The organism is Microbacterium sp. LWH7-1.2 (assembly GCF_038397755.1).
Lineage (GTDB): Bacteria > Actinomycetota > Actinomycetes > Actinomycetales > Microbacteriaceae > Microbacterium.
The window spans coordinates 3,119,050-3,136,004 of the sequence record NZ_CP151637.1 but is presented as its reverse complement, the minus strand read 5'-3'; the positions used below and the strand labels follow the sequence as shown (position 1 = coordinate 3,136,004).

At 68.3% G+C, this 16,955-nt stretch carries 14 protein-coding genes; 10 read left to right on the top strand and 4 right to left on the bottom strand.

Features of this window, described 5'->3' with window-relative positions:
• Positions 1-91 precede the first annotated feature (91 nt).
• A complete protein-coding gene (locus tag MRBLWH7_RS14540) occupies positions 92-775 on the top strand; it encodes a hypothetical protein (protein ID WP_341995685.1) in 684 nt (227 codons plus the stop codon).
• Positions 776-784: 9 nt separating this feature from the next.
• Here MRBLWH7_RS14540 and MRBLWH7_RS14535 read toward each other — a convergent pair whose 3' ends face one another.
• On the bottom strand, positions 785-1,432 hold the full coding sequence (locus tag MRBLWH7_RS14535) for a helix-turn-helix transcriptional regulator (RefSeq protein ID WP_341995683.1): 648 nt from the start codon (positions 1,430-1,432) through the stop codon (positions 785-787).
• Positions 1,433-1,697: 265 nt separating this feature from the next.
• Here MRBLWH7_RS14535 and MRBLWH7_RS14530 point away from each other — a divergent pair, with 265 nt between their 5' ends.
• Entirely contained in the window at positions 1,698-2,624 is a 927-nt protein-coding gene (locus MRBLWH7_RS14530) for a hypothetical protein (RefSeq protein ID WP_341995680.1), read from the top strand.
• A gap of 5 nt (positions 2,625-2,629) precedes the next feature.
• Here MRBLWH7_RS14530 and dcd read toward each other — a convergent pair whose 3' ends face one another.
• Positions 2,630-3,235 carry a dCTP deaminase gene (gene dcd / locus MRBLWH7_RS14525; RefSeq protein WP_045299427.1) on the bottom strand — a complete coding sequence of 202 codons (606 nt, stop codon included), beginning with the start codon at positions 3,233-3,235 and terminating at the stop codon, positions 2,630-2,632.
• A gap of 248 nt (positions 3,236-3,483) precedes the next feature.
• On the opposite strand from dcd, the gene MRBLWH7_RS14520 reads away from it, so the two are divergent.
• Positions 3,484-4,593 carry a tyrosine-type recombinase/integrase gene (locus MRBLWH7_RS14520; RefSeq protein WP_341995674.1) on the top strand — a complete coding sequence of 370 codons (1,110 nt, stop codon included), beginning with the start codon at positions 3,484-3,486 and terminating at the stop codon, positions 4,591-4,593.
• Between the two features lie 68 nt (positions 4,594-4,661).
• On the opposite strand, the gene MRBLWH7_RS14515 is transcribed toward MRBLWH7_RS14520, so the two are convergent.
• Entirely contained in the window at positions 4,662-5,738 is a 1,077-nt protein-coding gene (locus tag MRBLWH7_RS14515) for a LacI family DNA-binding transcriptional regulator (RefSeq protein ID WP_341995672.1), read from the bottom strand.
• A 140-nt stretch (positions 5,739-5,878) separates the two neighbouring features.
• Between MRBLWH7_RS14515 and MRBLWH7_RS14510 the strand changes: the two genes are divergently transcribed.
• From MRBLWH7_RS14510 to MRBLWH7_RS14480, 7 genes are all read left to right on the top strand, one after another.
• Positions 5,879-7,222, top strand: a complete 1,344-nt coding sequence (locus MRBLWH7_RS14510) for an extracellular solute-binding protein (protein ID WP_341995670.1) — start codon at positions 5,879-5,881, stop codon at positions 7,220-7,222.
• Between the two features lie 5 nt (positions 7,223-7,227).
• Positions 7,228-8,220, top strand: a complete 993-nt coding sequence (locus MRBLWH7_RS14505; RefSeq protein ID WP_341995669.1) for a sugar ABC transporter permease — start codon at positions 7,228-7,230, stop codon at positions 8,218-8,220.
• Positions 8,217-9,134: a carbohydrate ABC transporter permease gene (locus MRBLWH7_RS14500; protein WP_341995668.1), complete on the top strand. Its 918-nt coding sequence runs from the start codon at positions 8,217-8,219 to the stop codon at positions 9,132-9,134. The genes MRBLWH7_RS14505 and MRBLWH7_RS14500 overlap by 4 nt, the downstream gene beginning before the upstream one ends.
• A gap of 230 nt (positions 9,135-9,364) precedes the next feature.
• Positions 9,365-10,159 carry a hydroxyacid dehydrogenase gene (locus MRBLWH7_RS14495; RefSeq protein ID WP_341995666.1) on the top strand — a complete coding sequence of 265 codons (795 nt, stop codon included), beginning with the start codon at positions 9,365-9,367 and terminating at the stop codon, positions 10,157-10,159.
• 225 nt (positions 10,160-10,384) lie between these two features.
• Positions 10,385-10,789: a YciI family protein gene (locus MRBLWH7_RS14490; protein WP_341995664.1), complete on the top strand. Its 405-nt coding sequence runs from the start codon at positions 10,385-10,387 to the stop codon at positions 10,787-10,789.
• Positions 10,786-12,084, top strand: coding sequence for a DUF6596 domain-containing protein (locus MRBLWH7_RS14485; protein ID WP_341995662.1), 1,299 nt, complete (start codon positions 10,786-10,788; stop codon positions 12,082-12,084). Before MRBLWH7_RS14490 ends, MRBLWH7_RS14485 begins: the two co-directional genes overlap by 4 nt.
• Before the next feature lie 59 nt (positions 12,085-12,143).
• The gene (locus MRBLWH7_RS14480; protein ID WP_341995660.1) at positions 12,144-12,605 is read left to right on the top strand and encodes a VOC family protein; all 462 of its coding nucleotides are present in this window, start codon (positions 12,144-12,146) and stop codon (positions 12,603-12,605) included.
• 220 nt (positions 12,606-12,825) lie between these two features.
• Here the strand turns inward: MRBLWH7_RS14480 and MRBLWH7_RS14475 are convergent, their stop codons facing one another.
• A complete protein-coding gene (locus tag MRBLWH7_RS14475; protein ID WP_341995659.1) occupies positions 12,826-16,605 on the bottom strand; it encodes an alginate lyase family protein in 3,780 nt (1,259 codons plus the stop codon).
• Positions 16,606-16,955 lie beyond the last annotated feature (350 nt).

Below are 16,955 nucleotides of genomic sequence, written 5' to 3'. Positions count from 1 at the left end.
GATCGGCTCGCGGGGCGCGCCGCACGATGTTCACCGATCGGACACCTGCCCGTTCGGGTTCCCGACGCCGGGATCGGCGAGGATGTCGCCGATGTCCGACGACCTCGCCGACGACCCGGCTGACGAGCTGAAGGCGCTGCGGCTGCGCGCCTACGGACCGGATGCCGACATCGACGCCGACCCGGAGGCGCTGCGCCGACTGCGCGACCTCGAAGCGCGAGCGATCGATGCGCCGGCGCCGGAGACCCCGCTCCCCTGCGACGCGGGTCCCCCCGGGGAGGGGCAGGTCGAGCCTGTTGCGGAAGCCGCCGCGAGGGCGTCCTGGTGGGAGCGCCATCTCGTGCTCCTCTGGGGCGGATCGCTGCTGACCGCGGCTCTTCTCGGCGCGGCGGTGGCCTCGATGCCGCTGTCGCCTGGTCGCGAGGAGGTCGCGACCCTCGGCCAGGACGACGACGGACCGTGGCCCGAGCAGATGTGGGGAGCGCGGCCGCCGGACGGCGTGACGTTCGAGGAGTATCTCGGCCTGACCGCGATCGTGTCGGCACGCGACTTCGGCAACGGCACCAACAGCACCTGCCTGTGGGTGTACGACTCCGGCTCGGTCAACTTCGGCCTGTCGGCCGGGTCGTGCACGGCCGGCTCGGCTCCCGCCTCCACGACGATCGCCGTCACTTCGCAGGCGCCGCCGGCCGTGCTCGAGGAGTTCCCCGAGGGCACCACCCTGGAGTTCGTCCGCGACGGCGACCGCGTGGTCGTCTACGCGCAGGGGCCGTAGCAGCTGGGCTCACTCGGCCGTGAGGTCGCCCGCCAGCGCCTCGCGGCCGGGCGCCAGCATGTCGTGCACCTGCCCGCCGTGGGTGCGGGCAGGTGAGACCGTGTCAGGCCAGTCCCCGATCTGCTGCTCGGCCCAGTCCGCCCACGAGATGATGTGCTCGTAGTGGCCGATCATGAACGTGTTGGCCAGCGCGAACAGGTGCTTTCGCTCAGGGAAGGTGCCGCCGGTCGCGCTGATGAAGGCGGCGTACCGCGCGAACATCTCGCGGTGCGCGAGCGCCTGCTCCCGCGTGCGGGCGAGGGTCGCACGCAGGTCCTCGAGCGAGCCCTGGTCGGACAGGAGCACCCGCACCATCCCCTCGAACTCGAGGGCCGGCGGGCGCACCGGGGTGCTCAGCCACGCGGCGAGCGCCTCACGCCCTTCGGGCGTGATGGAGTACATCGTGCGGGCGCGCTTGCCGGTGTGCTCCTGGCGGGTGTCGACGAGTCCGGCCTTGTGGAGCCGGTTGAGGACGGCGTAACGGCCGCGGTCGGCGGACGGCCAGAGCTCCGAGACGCCGCGCCCCAGCTGCTCGGCGAGCTGGTACGCCGACCAATCGCGCCCGGCCAGCAGGCCCAGCGTGAGGTACCCCGTGGTCGACACTTCGCGTTCGGGCACGACAAGCTCCTTCCCGGCCGGCTTTGGGGCCGCCGACGCGGAACGTAAAGGGTATCCCGCGGACGCTGGAACGACCCTATACTGCAGATTGCAGTAAACATCGGCGAGGCATCCGGCGTGGGGACGCGGACGGTCGCCGTCGGCGGGACTCACGTGGGGACGCAGGCCCGCCCTGCGGCGGGCGGTCCGGGGGGACCGCCCGCCGCACATCTCTGCGACACTGGCACCAGGGGGGCGCGACGATGCGCCGCCGGGGGATGGTTCCATGTCCACGCCGACCGACTCTTCGCGCGACGAACTCGCCGCGCTGCGCGAGCGCGCCTATGGGCTGAACGCCGACATCCACGACGATCCGGCAGCACTGGCGCGGCTGAGCGAGCTCGAGGAGCAGGCGGCTGCTGCGAACATCGCCGCGCTCTCCGCGCGGACGGGCATGTCGACCAACGGCGGATCTCCCCGGAGGTCGGCCGTCGACGACGAGGAGGACGCGGAACCCGCCGCGCTCACGCTGCCCGCAGCGGAGGAGACGGATGCTGCGGCAGCCCGCGACCCGACCACCCCGGGTGGCGACGGACCCGGCTCACCCGCCCCGGCGGCTCTCGGCACTCTTGACGCGGACACGGGCACCGGCGGGACGGATGCTGCGGACTCACGCAGCGACGCGGGTGACGATGTCGTCGATCCCGACGCCGAGGGCGCCGAGGCGGCGCCCGCCCGCCCGTGGTGGCGGCGCATCCCGGTGCTCTGGGCCGCCTCGGTCGTCGCCGCCGTGCTGGTCGGGGTCGCGCTCACGCTGCTCGTGCAGAGCATGGAGGCCGGCAAGGTCGGCGTGCTCCAGGTGGATCCGGAGGCGGAGTGGCCCGAGGACGTGTGGGCGGGTGAGACCGAGGACTCCGTCGCCTTCGAGACCTTCTACGGGCTCACGGTGCTGTCGCAGCCGCAGGTGACGGGCGACGGCACGCAGCCGCCGGTGCCGTGCCTCATCGTCTTCAGCGGAGTGGGTGACAACCCCTCATACCTCGGCGGTTCGTGCGGCGCGGGTTCGTTCCCCGCGGAAGCGGTCTTCATCGTCGGCCGGCAGGCTCCGTCGGAGCTGCGCAACCGCTTCCCCGTCGGAACAGCGATGCAGTTCGTGCTCGACGGCGAGCAGGTGCACATCTACGCGCGCGAGCCCGGCATCGTCGAGCCCTGAGTCGGTCAGGCGCCGCGGCTCCCGGCATCCGTGGCGCCCACGTCGCTGCGGTGGAAGTTCTGGAACGAACGGGATGCTGTAGGCCCGCGCTGCCCCTGATACCTGTTGCCGTACGGGCCCGAGCCGTACGGGCTCTCGGCCGGCGAGGTGAGGCGGAAGTAGCAGACCTGGCCGATCTTCATGCCGGGCCAGAGCTTGATCGGAAGCGTCGCGACGTTCGAGAGCTCGAGCGTGACGTGGCCCGAGAAGCCGGGGTCGATGAAGCCGGCCGTCGAGTGCGTCAGCAGCCCCAGACGGCCGAGCGAGGACTTGCCCTCGAGGCGCGCGGCGATGTCGTCGGGAAGCGTGATCTGCTCGAATGTGGAGCCGAGCGCGAACTCGCCCGGGTGGAGGATGAACGGCTCTTCAGGATCGACCTCGATGAGGCGCGTGAGCTCCGGCTGGTCCTCCGCGGGATCGATGAACGGATACTTGTGGTTGTCGAAGAGCCGGAAGTACCGGTCGAGCCGCACGTCGACGCTCGACGGCTGCACCATCGCGGGATCCCACGGGTCGAGCGCGAGGCGCCCCGCGTCGATCTCGAGCCGGATGTCGCGGTCACTCAGCAGCACGGAGCCAGCCTATCCGGACCGTGCTGTCATGCTCGCCGGGCGCTTCAACAGGCGTGCGAACGAGATACCGCGTCCATGGCTGTGGTTCGCTGGCAGGGCTTCTGCTTCCCGAGCAACGGTTGCGGTTCCGCTGCCTTCCGTGAGCGTCGATTTTCCGCGGACTGCCGCCGTGGGCTCTTTCACAGCGCGTGCGGTGACACCGGCTGCATGTGTACACCTTTGTGTACACCGTTGCTATCGTGGCGGCCATGCCCAAGTCCCGCGAGCACGGCCAGGGCGCCCTGTACTGGGTGGAATCCCGGAGGATGTGGCGCGCGGTGCTCGACGTCGGGTTCGACGACGTCACCGGGAAACGGCTGCAGAAGGCGCGGATGTCCAGGAGCAAGGACCAGGCGGTCAAGAAGCTCGACCAGATGATCCGGGAACGCGACTCCCTCGGCAGGGTGCTGGGCAGCACTACCAGGGTCGCCGACCTCGCCGACGCATGGCTGACGGATGTCGCGGACCGGGCCAAGCCGAAGACGCTCACGAACTACCGGTCCAACGTGCGGGCCAAGATCCTCCCCTCCCTCGGCCGGAGGGTGGTCGCTGAGCTCACCCCCGCGGATGTGCGGCGCATGCATGCCGCGATCCGCGCTTCGGGTGCCGGGTACTCCAGTGTCGCCAGCGCGCATCGCACGCTGGTCACGATGCTCGAGTATGCGAAGTCCGAGCGAGTGGTGAGCGGCGAGAACGTGGCGATGCTCGCCGCACCCCGGCGGGGACGGGTGGGGAAGGCGAATGACTCGTTCTCCCGCGCCCAAGCCGAAGCGCTGCTCCAAATCGAGGATGCCCGGACCACGCTCGGTCTTCTCACCGGCCTGCGCAGCGGCGAAGCGATGGCGTTGCGGTGGGAAGACATCGACTTCGAGCGGGGTGTCGCCGAGTTGTCCTGGTCGCTCACCGAAGCCTCGTTCCGGCACGGCTGCGGCGGCACATGTGGAACGATCCGCGCCGGGAACTGCCCGCAACGGATCCTCGAGATGTCCGACTCATGGGAGGCCATCCCGTTGGAAGGCCGACTCGTGCTGGTCCGCCCCAAGAACGACACACCCAGGCAGATCCCCCTCGCTCCCGCTGTGGTGGCGCAGCTGCGGAAGCTTCACGACACCGACGACGGGCCGAACCCGTACGGGCTGGTCTGGCACCGCCCGAACGGGTCGCCTCAGACCAACACCGACGACAACGATCACCTCCGCACCGTGCTCGAACGGGCAGGGATCGACGAACCCGCCGCGACCACCCACTGGCTCCGACACACCTACGCGACCCACTCCGAGCGTGCGGGCATCCCTGGGTCGCCGCACAGCGCACACTGAGGCCGGCAGCGATGAGGGAGGTGGACCCTACGCGCAGTCGCGCGGTTCGTTGGACAGGGGTATCAGCATCAGTTGTTCCTCGGGGGTGCAACGGAGGCGCGATCGATGACGTGCGTCTCCAGTAGGGCTCGATGGCTCTCCGGTGCTTCGTCGAGCGCCAGTCGCACTGCCAGTGCGCCCATCTCCTCGTAGGGCACGCGAACGGTGGTGAGTGCGGGGTTCAGATCACGCGCCGAGGGGATGTCGTCGAACCCAGTGACGGAGATGTCTTCCGGGCACCGCAGTCCTCGTTCCCGCAAGGCCTCGAGCACGCCGGCGGCCATCTGGTCGGTACCGCAGACGATGGCAGTGAAGGGCGGCAACCCTCCGGCGGGAACAAGCTCATCGAGGACGTCCAGCACAGCCGCCTTCGAGGGTTCGCGGTCGAAGCTCTCCGACTCGCGCACGAGAAGCTCGGCGTCCGGCTGAACATCGAAAGCACTCCGGAAAGCGTCCAGACGCTCCCGTGCAGTGTCCGACGCGAACGGCCCCGGAAGAAGAAGTGCCCGTCGGTGACCGGCAGCGGCTAGGCGGCCCGCCACCCGGTTCGCGCCTCCATGGTTGTCGTAGCGGATCGAGATGATGCTTTCGGCATGCCCCGGCAGAGTCCGGTTGCCTGCCAACACCAGCCGGCTCCCCTCGCGAGCGAGCAGATCGGCATACTGCTCCATCCGAGCCCGGTGTTCGGTGCTCTGCCAATAGCCGCCTGGGAGGATGATCGCTGACGCCTGCTGACGGCGCATTGCCTCGACCAACTCGAGTTCCCGCTCCGCATCTCCCCCGGTAACGCCAATCAGGCAGATCCGATCGAGCATCCGCGCTTCGCGCTCGACGCCCTGCGCGAGGGCCGCGAACGACGGGCCGGTGATGCTCCCTAGGAGCACCGCGACCGGGCTCGGTGCAGCGCCACGCAACCGCCGGGCGTTCGGATTCGCCGCGTAGTTCAGGGCATCGACGGAGGCGAGAACCCGTTCGCGCGTGGCAGCGGCGACGGGATAGTTGCCCGCCAGCACCCGCGAGACCGTCGCGATCGAAACCTGGGCGTCGCGGGCAACGTCATGAATCGTGGCCGCCATCACTGCCCCCTTCACCGGGTTCTGAAGCATGACCGTCTCATCATGGACAATCGCTTGGTAAAGCTTTACCCTAGCGGACAGAAAAGCTTTACTGCTGACATCGGGACGAACCGAGTCGAACCCCGGACGGACCCCACCGGCCGGTCGATCTCTTGATGAGGAGAAGATCAATGAAGGTACGAACGACAGCGCTCCTTGCTGTGGGCGCGATCGGTGCGATCGCGCTCGCTGGTTGCGGAACCCCCGCTGACGAGCCGGCCGCTGAGCCCACCTCGGAGCAGATCGAGGTCGGAACCGAGTGGACCGGCGACCCGGTCACCGTCACGATCTGGCACGACAACGCCGCCCTGCAGCCGGCCGTGGACGCGTTCAACGCCGCCCACTCGGAGGAGGGCATCGAGATCGAGTTCGTGGAGACGACCGATCTGAACACGGCCGTCCGCAACGCCTACGCGGCAGGCAACGGACCCGACCTGTTCATCACGCAGACCGCGGACCTGGCGTCGTTCATCGCCGACGGAATCGCCACGGATCTGACCCCGTACTACGAGAGCATCGAGCCGGACTACTCGGACGTGGTCAACGAAGCCGTCACGACGGGCGAGCGTCAATGGGCGGTCCCGGCGGCTGACATCCCGACCTTCATGCTCTACAACTCGAAGGTCTTCGAGGACCGCGGTCTGGAGTACCCCGAGACCTATGAGGAGTACCTCGAGGCCGGCAAAACGCTGGCCGCCGAGGGGATCAACATCTTCAATGTCGCCGGAGAGGATCCGACGACGTTCATCTACCTCGCGTGGGAAGCGGGAGCGCGCTGGTACGAGCTCGACGGCGACACGTGGCAGGTGAACGTCGACAGCGACGGAACCCAGCGCGCTGCCGAGTACTTCGACGAGGCGTTCTCGAACGACCTGTTCTCCAAGATCTCCTACGCGGAGTACGCAGCGATGATGCAGTCCTACGACGAGGGCAAGATCGCGTCCCGCCAACTGTCCACCTGGCAGACCAAGGGCATGCAAGCGAACCTCAAACAGACCCTGGGCACGTGGGAGCCTGTGCCCAACCTCCACTGGGAAGGCCGTGACGAGGCGAACGCCGCCTTCACGCGCGTGTTCGCCGTCAACTCCAAGACCGAGAACACCGACGCCGCCGTGTTCGCCGCGCACGCACTCTCCACGGAGCAGGCGTCGGTGGAGGCCCTCGCGAGCCCCGCGACCGGCCTGTCGTACTTCCCGGCCGTGACCGATCCGCAGTCGTACGTGGCCGCAACAGAGCCGATCGCACTGATCGGCGACCACGCCTCCGAGTGGGAGCCCGTCGTCCTCAACGCCGTCGACACCCAGCTCGGTGACTGGACGTACGGACCGAACTGGGCCGGTGCGTTCACCGAGCTGCAGGACCTGTGGGGCAAGGCGGTCGCCGGTGAGATGAAGACCGTCGACATCGCGCCCGCTCTGCAGGAATGGATCGTCGACGACCTCACGCAGCAGGGAATCTCGGTCACCGAGGACTGACACTGATGATCGACACGAAGGTGCGCGCGGCGCACCAGCATGAAGCGAGCCACACCGCCCGCACTCCCTCGGGAGAACCGCGACCGGCAATGGCCACCGAACGCAAGCGGCGTGTCAACGTCACCGGGCTGAAGGGCGCCGTGTTCACCGCACCCTTCTTCATCGGCTTCGCGTTCGTGTTCGTCATCCCGTTCGTCTACGCCGTGGTGGAGAGCCTGTTCGCGCAGAAGCGCTCCGGCGCGGGTCTGGGCGGGGCCGTGCGCACCTTCGTGGGATTCGAGAACTACCTCCTCGGCTTCGCCGACGAATCGTTCTGGGCCAGCATCCTGCGGGTGGCGATCTTCGGGCTCGTGCAGATCCCGATCATGCTCGGCCTCAGCCTCGTGGTCGCGCTGCTGCTCGATCTGGTCACGGGACGCAGCACAAAGTCCTTCCGCCTCGGCCTGCTGGTGCCCTACATGGTCCCCGCCATCACGGCCACCCTGGTGTGGCTGTATCTCTACTCGCCGCGACTGGGTCCGATCACCGAAGTCGCCGCCTGGGTGGGACTCGAGGTCAACATGTTCTCCCCCCAACTGCTGTGGGTGGCGCTCGGGAACCTCCTCACCTGGGCGGGCATGGGTTACAACATGCTCATCATCTATGGCTCGCTGCGCTCGGTTCCCCGGGACCTGTTCGAAGCGGCTCGGCTTGATGGAGCGGGTGAGTTCCGCATCGCATGGTCCATCAAGATCCCCTACGTCCGGGGCGCCCTGGTCCTCACCGGCATGCTGTCCATCATCCACATGCTCCAGATCTTCGCGGAGCCCCTGGTGTTCCGGGTCACCTCGCCTGAGACGGTCACCGCCGACTTCACCCCGATCATGATGATCTACAACCTCGCGTTCCAGCAGAGCAACTACAACTACGCCGCCGCACTGTCGGTCATCCTCGCCATCGTCGTCGGCGTGGCATCCGTAACGTTCTACCGCCTGACGAACCGGGAGGCCGCAGTATGAGCGCCACCACCACCCTCCCCTCCGTCCGACCCCGCACGAAGGGCCGGGCCGGCGGAGAGGACCGCTCGCTGCCACGTGCCACACGCCTGATCGTCGTCGGCGGACTGGTCATCTTCCTGATCTACTCGGTCGCCCCTGTCTGGTGGCTGATCGTGAACTCGACGAAGAACTCCAGAGACCTTCTCCTCTCCAACGGACTGTGGTTCGCAGAGTTCAACCTGATGGCGAACCTGCAGCAGATCTTCGAGTACCAGGACGGCATCTTCCTGCGGTGGACTGCGAACTCGCTGCTGTTCGCCGTCGTCGGTGCCGGCATCGGCACGCTGATCGCCCTGATGGCCGGCTACGGCCTCGCCCGGTTCCATTTCCGCGGCCGGGGCGCCGCTCTCGCCCTCGTGGTGGGGTCGTTTCTGATCCCCTACTCGATGCTGACGCTTCCGCTGTACCTGCTGTTCGCCAGCATCGGGCTGACGAACACCCTGTGGGCGGTGCTGATCCCCACCTTCATCAGCCCGTTCAGCGTGTACCTCGCCAAGGTCTACATCGATTCCAGCATCCCTCCCGAGCTTCTTGAGGCTGCCCGGTTGGACGGAGCCGGTGAGGCCCGGATCTTCTTCAGCATCGTGGTGCGCATGCTCCCGACCGCTGGTGCGACGATCTTCCTTCTGGCATTCGTGTCCTCGTGGAACGGGTTCTTCCTGCCGCTCACGATGCTGCAGTCCCCCGAGAACTGGACCATGACGCTGGGCCTCTACAACTGGCTGCGTCAAAGCCAGGTCAGCAATGCCAGCACCATCGACTTCACCAGCATCGTGATCACCGGGTCGCTGCTGTCGGTGATCCCCCTCGCCACTGTGATGCTCCTGCTGCAGCGCTTCTGGCGCACCGGCGTGTCGCTCGGGGCGCTCAAATGAGGCCGCCGCACGCAGCTTTCGCGATGCGACCGGCCGCCCTCGCTGACGATCTCTTCAGCCACGAGCGGGAGCGACTGGCTGAGCTCGTCGCGCTCAAGGACGGGGTACTGACCGAGTTCGACAGCCCCGAGTCGCTGGCCGTGCTCGAAAAGACAGAGATCCTGTTGGCGGGGTGGGGCTCCCCGCAGCTGTCGCCTCAGCTGCTGGATCGGATGCCGCATCTGCAGGCGGTGCTGTTCGCCGGCGGCTCCGCTGCGCAGATCCTTCCTCCCGACGAGGCCCGCCGCCGCAACATCGTCTGCGCGGACGCCGGGGAAGCGAACGCTCAGGCCGTGGCCGAGTACGCCTTCGCGATGATCCTGCTCGTCAACAAGCGCGCACGCTTCGCCGAGCAACTGTACCGTCGTCGCCGCACCCACATCGACCGGGAAGCGGAGCTGCGCGATACCGGCAACTACGGAGCGACGGTCGGATTGGTCGGCGCCTCACGCATCGGCCGCCGGGTCGCGAGCCTGCTCGTGCACACCGACATGAAGGTGCTCGTCTACGACCCGTACGCCACGGACGCGGACATCGCCGAACTCGGCGCGCAGAAGGTGGAGCTCGACGAGCTGATGACCGCGTCCGATGTGGTGTCCATCCATGCGCCGGAGACCACCGAAACCCACCACATGATCGGCGCCCGGGAGCTCGATCGGCTGCGCGACGGCGGGGTGGTGGTCAACACCGCTCGCGGCGCCCTCATCGACCATGACGCGCTGCTGCCGCACCTGCGTCGCGGCAGATTGGAGGCGGTGCTCGATGTCACCAGCCCCGAACCGCTCCCTGCTGATCACGAACTGTGGGACCTTGAGAACGTCATTCTCACCCCGCATATCGCCGGAGCAACGGGCAACGAGCTACGTCGGATGGGTACGTCGATCGTCGACGAGGTCACCCGCGTCGTTTCGACGGTGCAGTTCCACACGACGACCCGCCACGCCAGCACCTCCATCGGCGCCGCCACCCAGAGGCAGTCCGCATGACCGGGCCCCGCACCGTGACGAGTCCTGTCGTTCCATCAACTGGATCGTCCGCGTGAAGGCGCTCCTGGGGCTATCCGCCAGCAGTTTGTCCCACTGCTCCGCCTGCGCGCGCCGGAGCGGAGCGTAACGTCCGAGGCCGGTCGGCGCGGGCCACAGCGAAAACCGCCAGGCCACCGAGGACTGGTCCACGGTCCCGAGGCCATGCCGCCGTGCGAGGATGACCGCATGCGCTTCATGCTGCTCCAGAACTACGCACCGACCGGGTCGGGGGCGCCGCCGATCTCGGAGTGGCAGCCCGGCGACATCCACGCGCACATCGCGTTCCAGCGGGAGGTCAGCGATCGCCTGTCCGAGCTCGGCGAGCTGATCGACGCGGTGGGCCTCGCCGGTCCGGAGGCCGCACGCTTCGTGACCTCGGACGGAAGCGGACCACCCGTCGTGACCGATGGCCCGTACGCCGAGGCGAAGGAGCTCCTCGCCGGGTATCGTCTCGTCGACGTCGACTCGTGGGAGCGCGCCATCGAGATCGCGGCACTGGTCTCCGCTGCACCGGGGCCCGGCGGCGTGCCGATCCAGGAGCACATCGAGGTACGCCAGGTGATGGGCGCCCCCTCCACCGACGACCTTTGACCGAGGCGCGCACCGATCCGCGGATCGAACGGCTGCTGCGCGAGCAGGGGCCGCGGGCGCTGGCCATCGTCGCGGCTCATCACGGCGACTTCGACGGGGCTGAGGACGCCGTTCAGGAGGCGCTCCTCGCCGCCGCGCAGCAGTGGCCGGCAGGCATCCCCGACGATCCGCGCGCCTGGCTCGTCACTGTCGCCTCGCGGCGCCTCGTCGATGCGTACCGCTCGGCCGCCGCGCGCCGTCGTCGTGAACGGGAGACGTGGGAGGACCGTGCCGCGCCGGCCGCGGATGAGGTCGGCCACGGCGACTCCGACGACTCGCTCACCCTCGTGCTGCTGTGCTGCCATCCCGCGCTCACGCCGGGGGCGGCCATCCCGCTCACCCTGCGTGCGGTGGGCGGGCTCAGCACGCGCGAGATCGCGGCGGCCTTCCTCGTGCCGGAACCGACGATGGCGCAGCGGATCAGCCGAGCCAAGGCGACGCTGCGGGCGGCCGGCGGACGATTCGAGCCCCCACCCGACGACGCCCGCCATGAGCGCATGCGCTCGGCGCTGCACGTGCTGTACCTGATGTTCAACGAGGGCTACCTCGCGAGCGAGGGCGACGAGCTGGTGCGTCCGGACCTCGCCCGCGAGGCGATCCGGCTGACACGGATGCTGCAGTCGTCGCTTCCCGACCAGCCCGAGGTCGCAGGGCTGCTCGCTCTCATGCTGCTCACCGAGGCCCGCCGGCCGGCGCGTGTCGACGCGGCAGGCCGGCTCGTGCCGCTGTCGGAGCAGGATCGCCGGCGGTGGACGCCCGCGCTCATCGCTGAGGGCGTCGTGCTGCTCACCGACGCGATGCGCCGCGGCGACGTCGGCGAGTACCAGCTGCAGGCGGCGGTCGCGGCGGTGCACGATCAGGCCGCGACGTACGCCGCCACCGACTGGCGGCGCATCGCCGGGCTCTACCGCGCGCTCGCGCGGCTGAGCGACAACCCCATGATCGGGCTGAACAGCGCGGTCGCGATCGCGATGACCGACGGCATCCCGGCGGGGCTGGCGGCGACGGATGCCGCAGCCGCCGTCCTCGGCGACCATCACCGCGTGCACGCCGTGCGGGCGCACCTCCACGAGCTCGGCGGCGACGCGGAGCTCGCCACGGCGGAGTTCCTCGCGGCGGCGGCACGCACCGCCAATGAGGCGGAACGCCGCTACCTGCAGGATACGGCATCCCGTCTCGCGTCAGGGGTTCCGAAGAATTCCGGAATCGATTCGCCCACGGATGTCGAGAACGGCGGATCGGCTCCGACTCCCTGATGAAACCGCCGCACACCTGACGCGATCCGCGCAGGGGCGGCCAGACGGAAGGAACCGAAATGCCTCGCATCACCCCCAACCTCTGGTTCGACGGACAGGCCCTCGACGCTGCCGAGTACTACGTGTCTGTCTTCCCGAACTCGCGCATCACCGACGTGAGCCGCATGGGTCCCGACGGGCTCGTTCTCACCGCCGCCTTCGAACTGGACGGCCAGCCGCACCTCGCGCTCAACGGCGGTCCGGAATTCCACTTCACCGAGGCGGTCTCGTTCGTGATCGACTGCGCCGATCAGGCGGAGGTCGACCGCTACTGGGACGAACTCACCTCGGGTGGCGGCGAGGAGGGCCGGTGCGGCTGGCTCACCGACCGCTTCGGCCTGTCGTGGCAGGTCGTGCCGCGTGCCCTCGTCGACCTGCTCAGCGACTCCGACCCGCAGCGCGCGATGCGCGCGGGCACGGCGCTGCAGGGAATGCGGCGCATCGATGTGGCGGCGCTCCGCGCGGCGGCGGACGCCGGCTGATCGGCGGGGCGAGGGAGGGCGGATGCCGCACCTCCCTCGCCCGCGGGGAGCTTCGACGAGCGTCAGACGCGCCGGGTGCGCCGGGTCGCGAGCACGGCCCCGAAGGCGATCGCCCGACTGCTCCGAGCGGGACCAGCGTTCATCGTGACCAGGAGCTGCTGTCCTCGTCCCCGTTGTCGTTGGACAACTGCGGGGTGCCCGGCGCCGCGGTGGCGTGGCCTCACTTCTTCAGCCTGAGCGCCGCCTCGGCCTTCGCCGCCCCGCCACCGCGCGACGTGGCGATTGCGGCGATGACGTAGGAACCGGCCGGCACCTTCGACACGTTCAGTGTGCTCGACCAGGCGCCGCTGGCATCGACGGCGGCCTCGCCGGTCAACGCGACGGCGCCCTTGGCGTTACGGATCTCCACCGTGATCTTTGCGCCGGCCGCGCCCCATCCGGTATTGCCGGCGTCGGCTGTCCCCGACACCCTCAGCGGCGCCGCCCGGCTGACCGTTCCACCCCCGGAGGTGATCGCGACGGTGGGGGCGGTGGCGGCGACCACCGTGACCATCACCGTCGCCGACGCCGTCCCTGAGTGGTACGTGATCGGATACGCGCCGGGCGTGGTCACATCGACCGTTCCCGACACCGCGATCTGAGTCAGATCCGTCACCTCATCGCCGGCCTGATCGGTCGCAGCCTCCAGGTTGTCGACCGGGTTCCATGAGTCCGCTGTGGTGATCGACGAGTCGTGCGCCGTCACGGAGGCCTTGTCGATCGTGTCTGCGTCGCCGTAAGAGAACAGCAGCGCGTTCACCGGTGTGGTGTTGGTGCTCAGCGTCTCCGGCTGCGTTCCCAGGCGCAACGCCACGGTGGCATCCCGCGGGGCGTCCACCGACCCCTCGACGGTCGCTTCGACCAGTCGTCCGCCATGCACCAGGTAGTACCGGCCCAGGCCGGTCGTGCGCAGCTGGAACTTCTCCGCGTCGCCGGCGACCAGGCTGGCTGCCGTGATGACGTTCTTCCCGTCGACCACCGTCGCCGCAACTCCCAGGAAACGCCCGGTGGACACCTCCTGGATCGAGTACGTCTCGTCCGGGTTCGTGACAAGGCGGAAGTACGGGGCGTCCTCCTGCATCGCACCGAGCGCCATCGTTCCATCGGGCTGCACCGCGAAGTAGGACTCGAGCGTCTCCGTCGTGTACCCGGCCGGCAGAACCCCGCCGTCCTGAAGCGCTCTGTCGCTTTGCAGCACAGTGCCCCACTTTGCGACTTCCGGCCAGGTCCGCTGGTACCACGGTGCCAGCATCGTCCGCAGCTGGAAGTACGGGGTCGGCTCCGCGGTCGGCTCACCGTCGTACATGGTCAAGGTGTCGAAATTGAGGTTGTCGAAGTGCACGAGACCCTGCGGCCGCATGGCCTTCGCCGCTCGCGCCAGCCACGTCACGTCGACCCCGTCGACCTTGGAGTAGTGTGCCAGCGCCGCCTCATAGACCGGACGCAGCTGCCCGCGCAGGATGGACTGCTCGTCCATCTCGTCCCAGTACGCGTTCGCGTCGGTGCGTCCGAAGACGTTCTCCACCGGCTCGGCGCGCAGCGTGCCCTCACCATGGAACAGGTTGTACTCCGCCACCCAGTTGAACGCACGAGCCAGCTTGTTGTCGTCCAGCGACCACAGGTCCACGCCCTGGTTCCCGGCGATCGTGCTGACGTCCGCCATCAGGCCGATGCCCAGCTGCGCGTGTGCCTGGTCGCGGGCGGACTCTTGGATCTGACCCCAGTCGGTGACGTAGTTCTCCAGAGATCCATTGATGTAGGGGCTCTGATACATCGAAGTAGCCTCATCGAAGATCGCGGCGTCGTCAGTGATCACCCCGATCGCCTCGACGGCGACGATCGCCGCCCCATCCCAGTTGCCGTTGGCGATCATGGGTGCGCCGGCGTCTTGGATCACCGGATACACCACGTTGCGCATCAGCTTCTGGAACGAGGCGAAGTCCTCATCGGCATAACCGGTGTAGCCGCCGTCGTAGTACCGCACGATCTCGGCGGCGTTGATGAGCTTCAGCGTGGACAGACCGGCGCCGAGGATCTGGTCGCGGCCGTCGATCTGAGTCAGCGTCGACGACCAGGCGTTGAGGATCTCGACCACCTTGTCGGCGTGACGGGCATCCCCGGTGATCACCCATTGCAGCGCGTGGAAGTACGCTGCCGCGCTCGAGTATTCGTAGTCCTTGATGTTGCCGGATCCGGCCGGAGTGCCTCGGCCCACGCCGGCGCGCGCCACCACCTGAAAGTCCAGCGACGCCAGCGAGTTGGGAACGGTGTTCTTCATCCGCAGGTAGTCGGAGTACCAAGGCTCGGCCTTCGCAGCGATCCGGTCCCGCATAGCGGTCAGCTGCTCCGTGGTGAGCGAGACGCCGGGATGGCTGAACACTCGAACGCGCACGTCGTCCGTCAGCACGTCCGAGCCGTCGTCGTAACTTACGGTGATCGTATGCTCACCGGCGGCCAGGCCGTCGACGGTGGCAGTCAGGACGCCGTCGCTGACGGTGACGCCCGTGCCGCCGTCGACCCGGTAATGCGCAGCATCCTGGTCACCGGCCACCGGCATCCAGGTGAGCCGTGCCGACGTGCCCGCGACCGACTGGTGTACCTCGAGGAGTTCGGTGTCCACCGACTCGAACCCGTACCAGTGTGTCTGTCGGTCCCCGGGAGTGATCACCATCGCCGTGTCGGTCATGCGTGTCGGCGAGGTCGCACCTTCGGCGCCGTCGCGCAGCGAGTTCAGGTGGCTGAGAATCATGTACTGGCCCGTGTCGGGTGTGCCGGTGAGCGAGAACCGCTCGTTCCACGCGACCACTGGCGCTGTCGCCGACACCACGTAGTTCGACTCCGCCTTGTTGTAGTACGGCTGGTCGCCTGCCGTGCCGTAGTTCTGGATGGTCAGGAACTTGTCGTTGGTCAAGCTCCGGATGGCGTAGGTGGTCTGCTGCCCGCCGCCGGTGCCCGCATACTCAGATGCGGTGTAGTCGTAGCCGTAGACCGCGAACAACCCCGCCTCGTCGGCGACGCTGGTCAGCCCGATGGCGCCGGTCGCGTCGTTGACGGTGAGGTAGCGGCCATCGCCGGCCGCGATCCGGACCACGTCCTGGGCGGTGTGCGCGTTCGTCCGGTAGTCCGCGAATCGCTGCGCAACGGGATAATCCACCGCGACCACGTCGGTGGTGTGAGAGACCTCGACCCACGGCACCGTCAGCGGGTTCGTCGCGCGCGTGGAGTAGATGTCGGTGCCCGCGACGTTCAGGTCATCGACCTTTTCGGTGGTGATGTGGATGGTCAGCGCCTCGGCAGCGTCGGCCTTCGCATCCTTCACCAACTCGGTCACATCCAAAGGCACGTTGGTGTTGCCCTGCGCAACCGAGGCCCGTGCGACCGGGGAACCGGGAACGTCGAGGGGACGGGTGTTCCAGGTGACCGATGTCTCGCTCCACCGCGTGGTCGTCGCTGCGCCGCCGTTGCTGAGGAACTCGCCGGCCCGCACCGCCGTCACGTCGGCTGCGTTGTTGTACTTGGTGAGGTTCAGAACCACCGCGGACAGATCCGCCTCGTCGATCGCCGAGACATCCAGCCGGAAGTAGGCGTGCCCGCCCTTTCCGATGACCAGATTCGCCGTCGTCCCGTAGTTCGCGGTCGGAGTCGTCGTGCGCACCCAGGCGTCGTCCTGAATGACGTTCTCGGCGATCCCGTACACGACGTCGTTCCGAACGACGACCGTCTCAGCGGTGCCGAAACTTGTGCCGGGGCTTTGCTGACGTACCGAAGCGGTGTCCGCAACGACACCATCGACAGTCGCCGCATGGCCGGCACCTGCGGATGCGGCGACCATCCCAAGCACGAGACAGATCGCCGTGAACGTCGCCGCCAGAAGATGGAGTGTCCGTCTCCCTGCCGCCGACCGCGCCGCGAATCCTTCGACCTCCGCGGGTGGCATCCATGCACCTTCACCGTGCGACATCCGCGCTCCTTTGCGTTGGGGACCGGCGACCGGACCGCGCAAGCCATCGAGCACGGCACCGGGTTGCACCAAGCTTATGAAGCAGAAGGGAGCGGTAGCAAGCGCTTTCCCCCATGTGCCCGCGATCCCGGGCACATGGGCCGGCGCCGTCGGCCTGTCGCGGGGGCGCATGCGCTTGTGAGGGGCATGCCCGTCGGCGTCTCGAGAACCGGCTGGCGTTCAGACCACGGGGTCGGCGAGCACCTCGGCCAGGATGCGCGGGGGCTCGTCCTCGTCCCGGTTCCGCCGGCACCTCTAGCGCCTCCAGCGCATCGATCGACGAGCTCATGCGAGACCACGGATCGCGGACC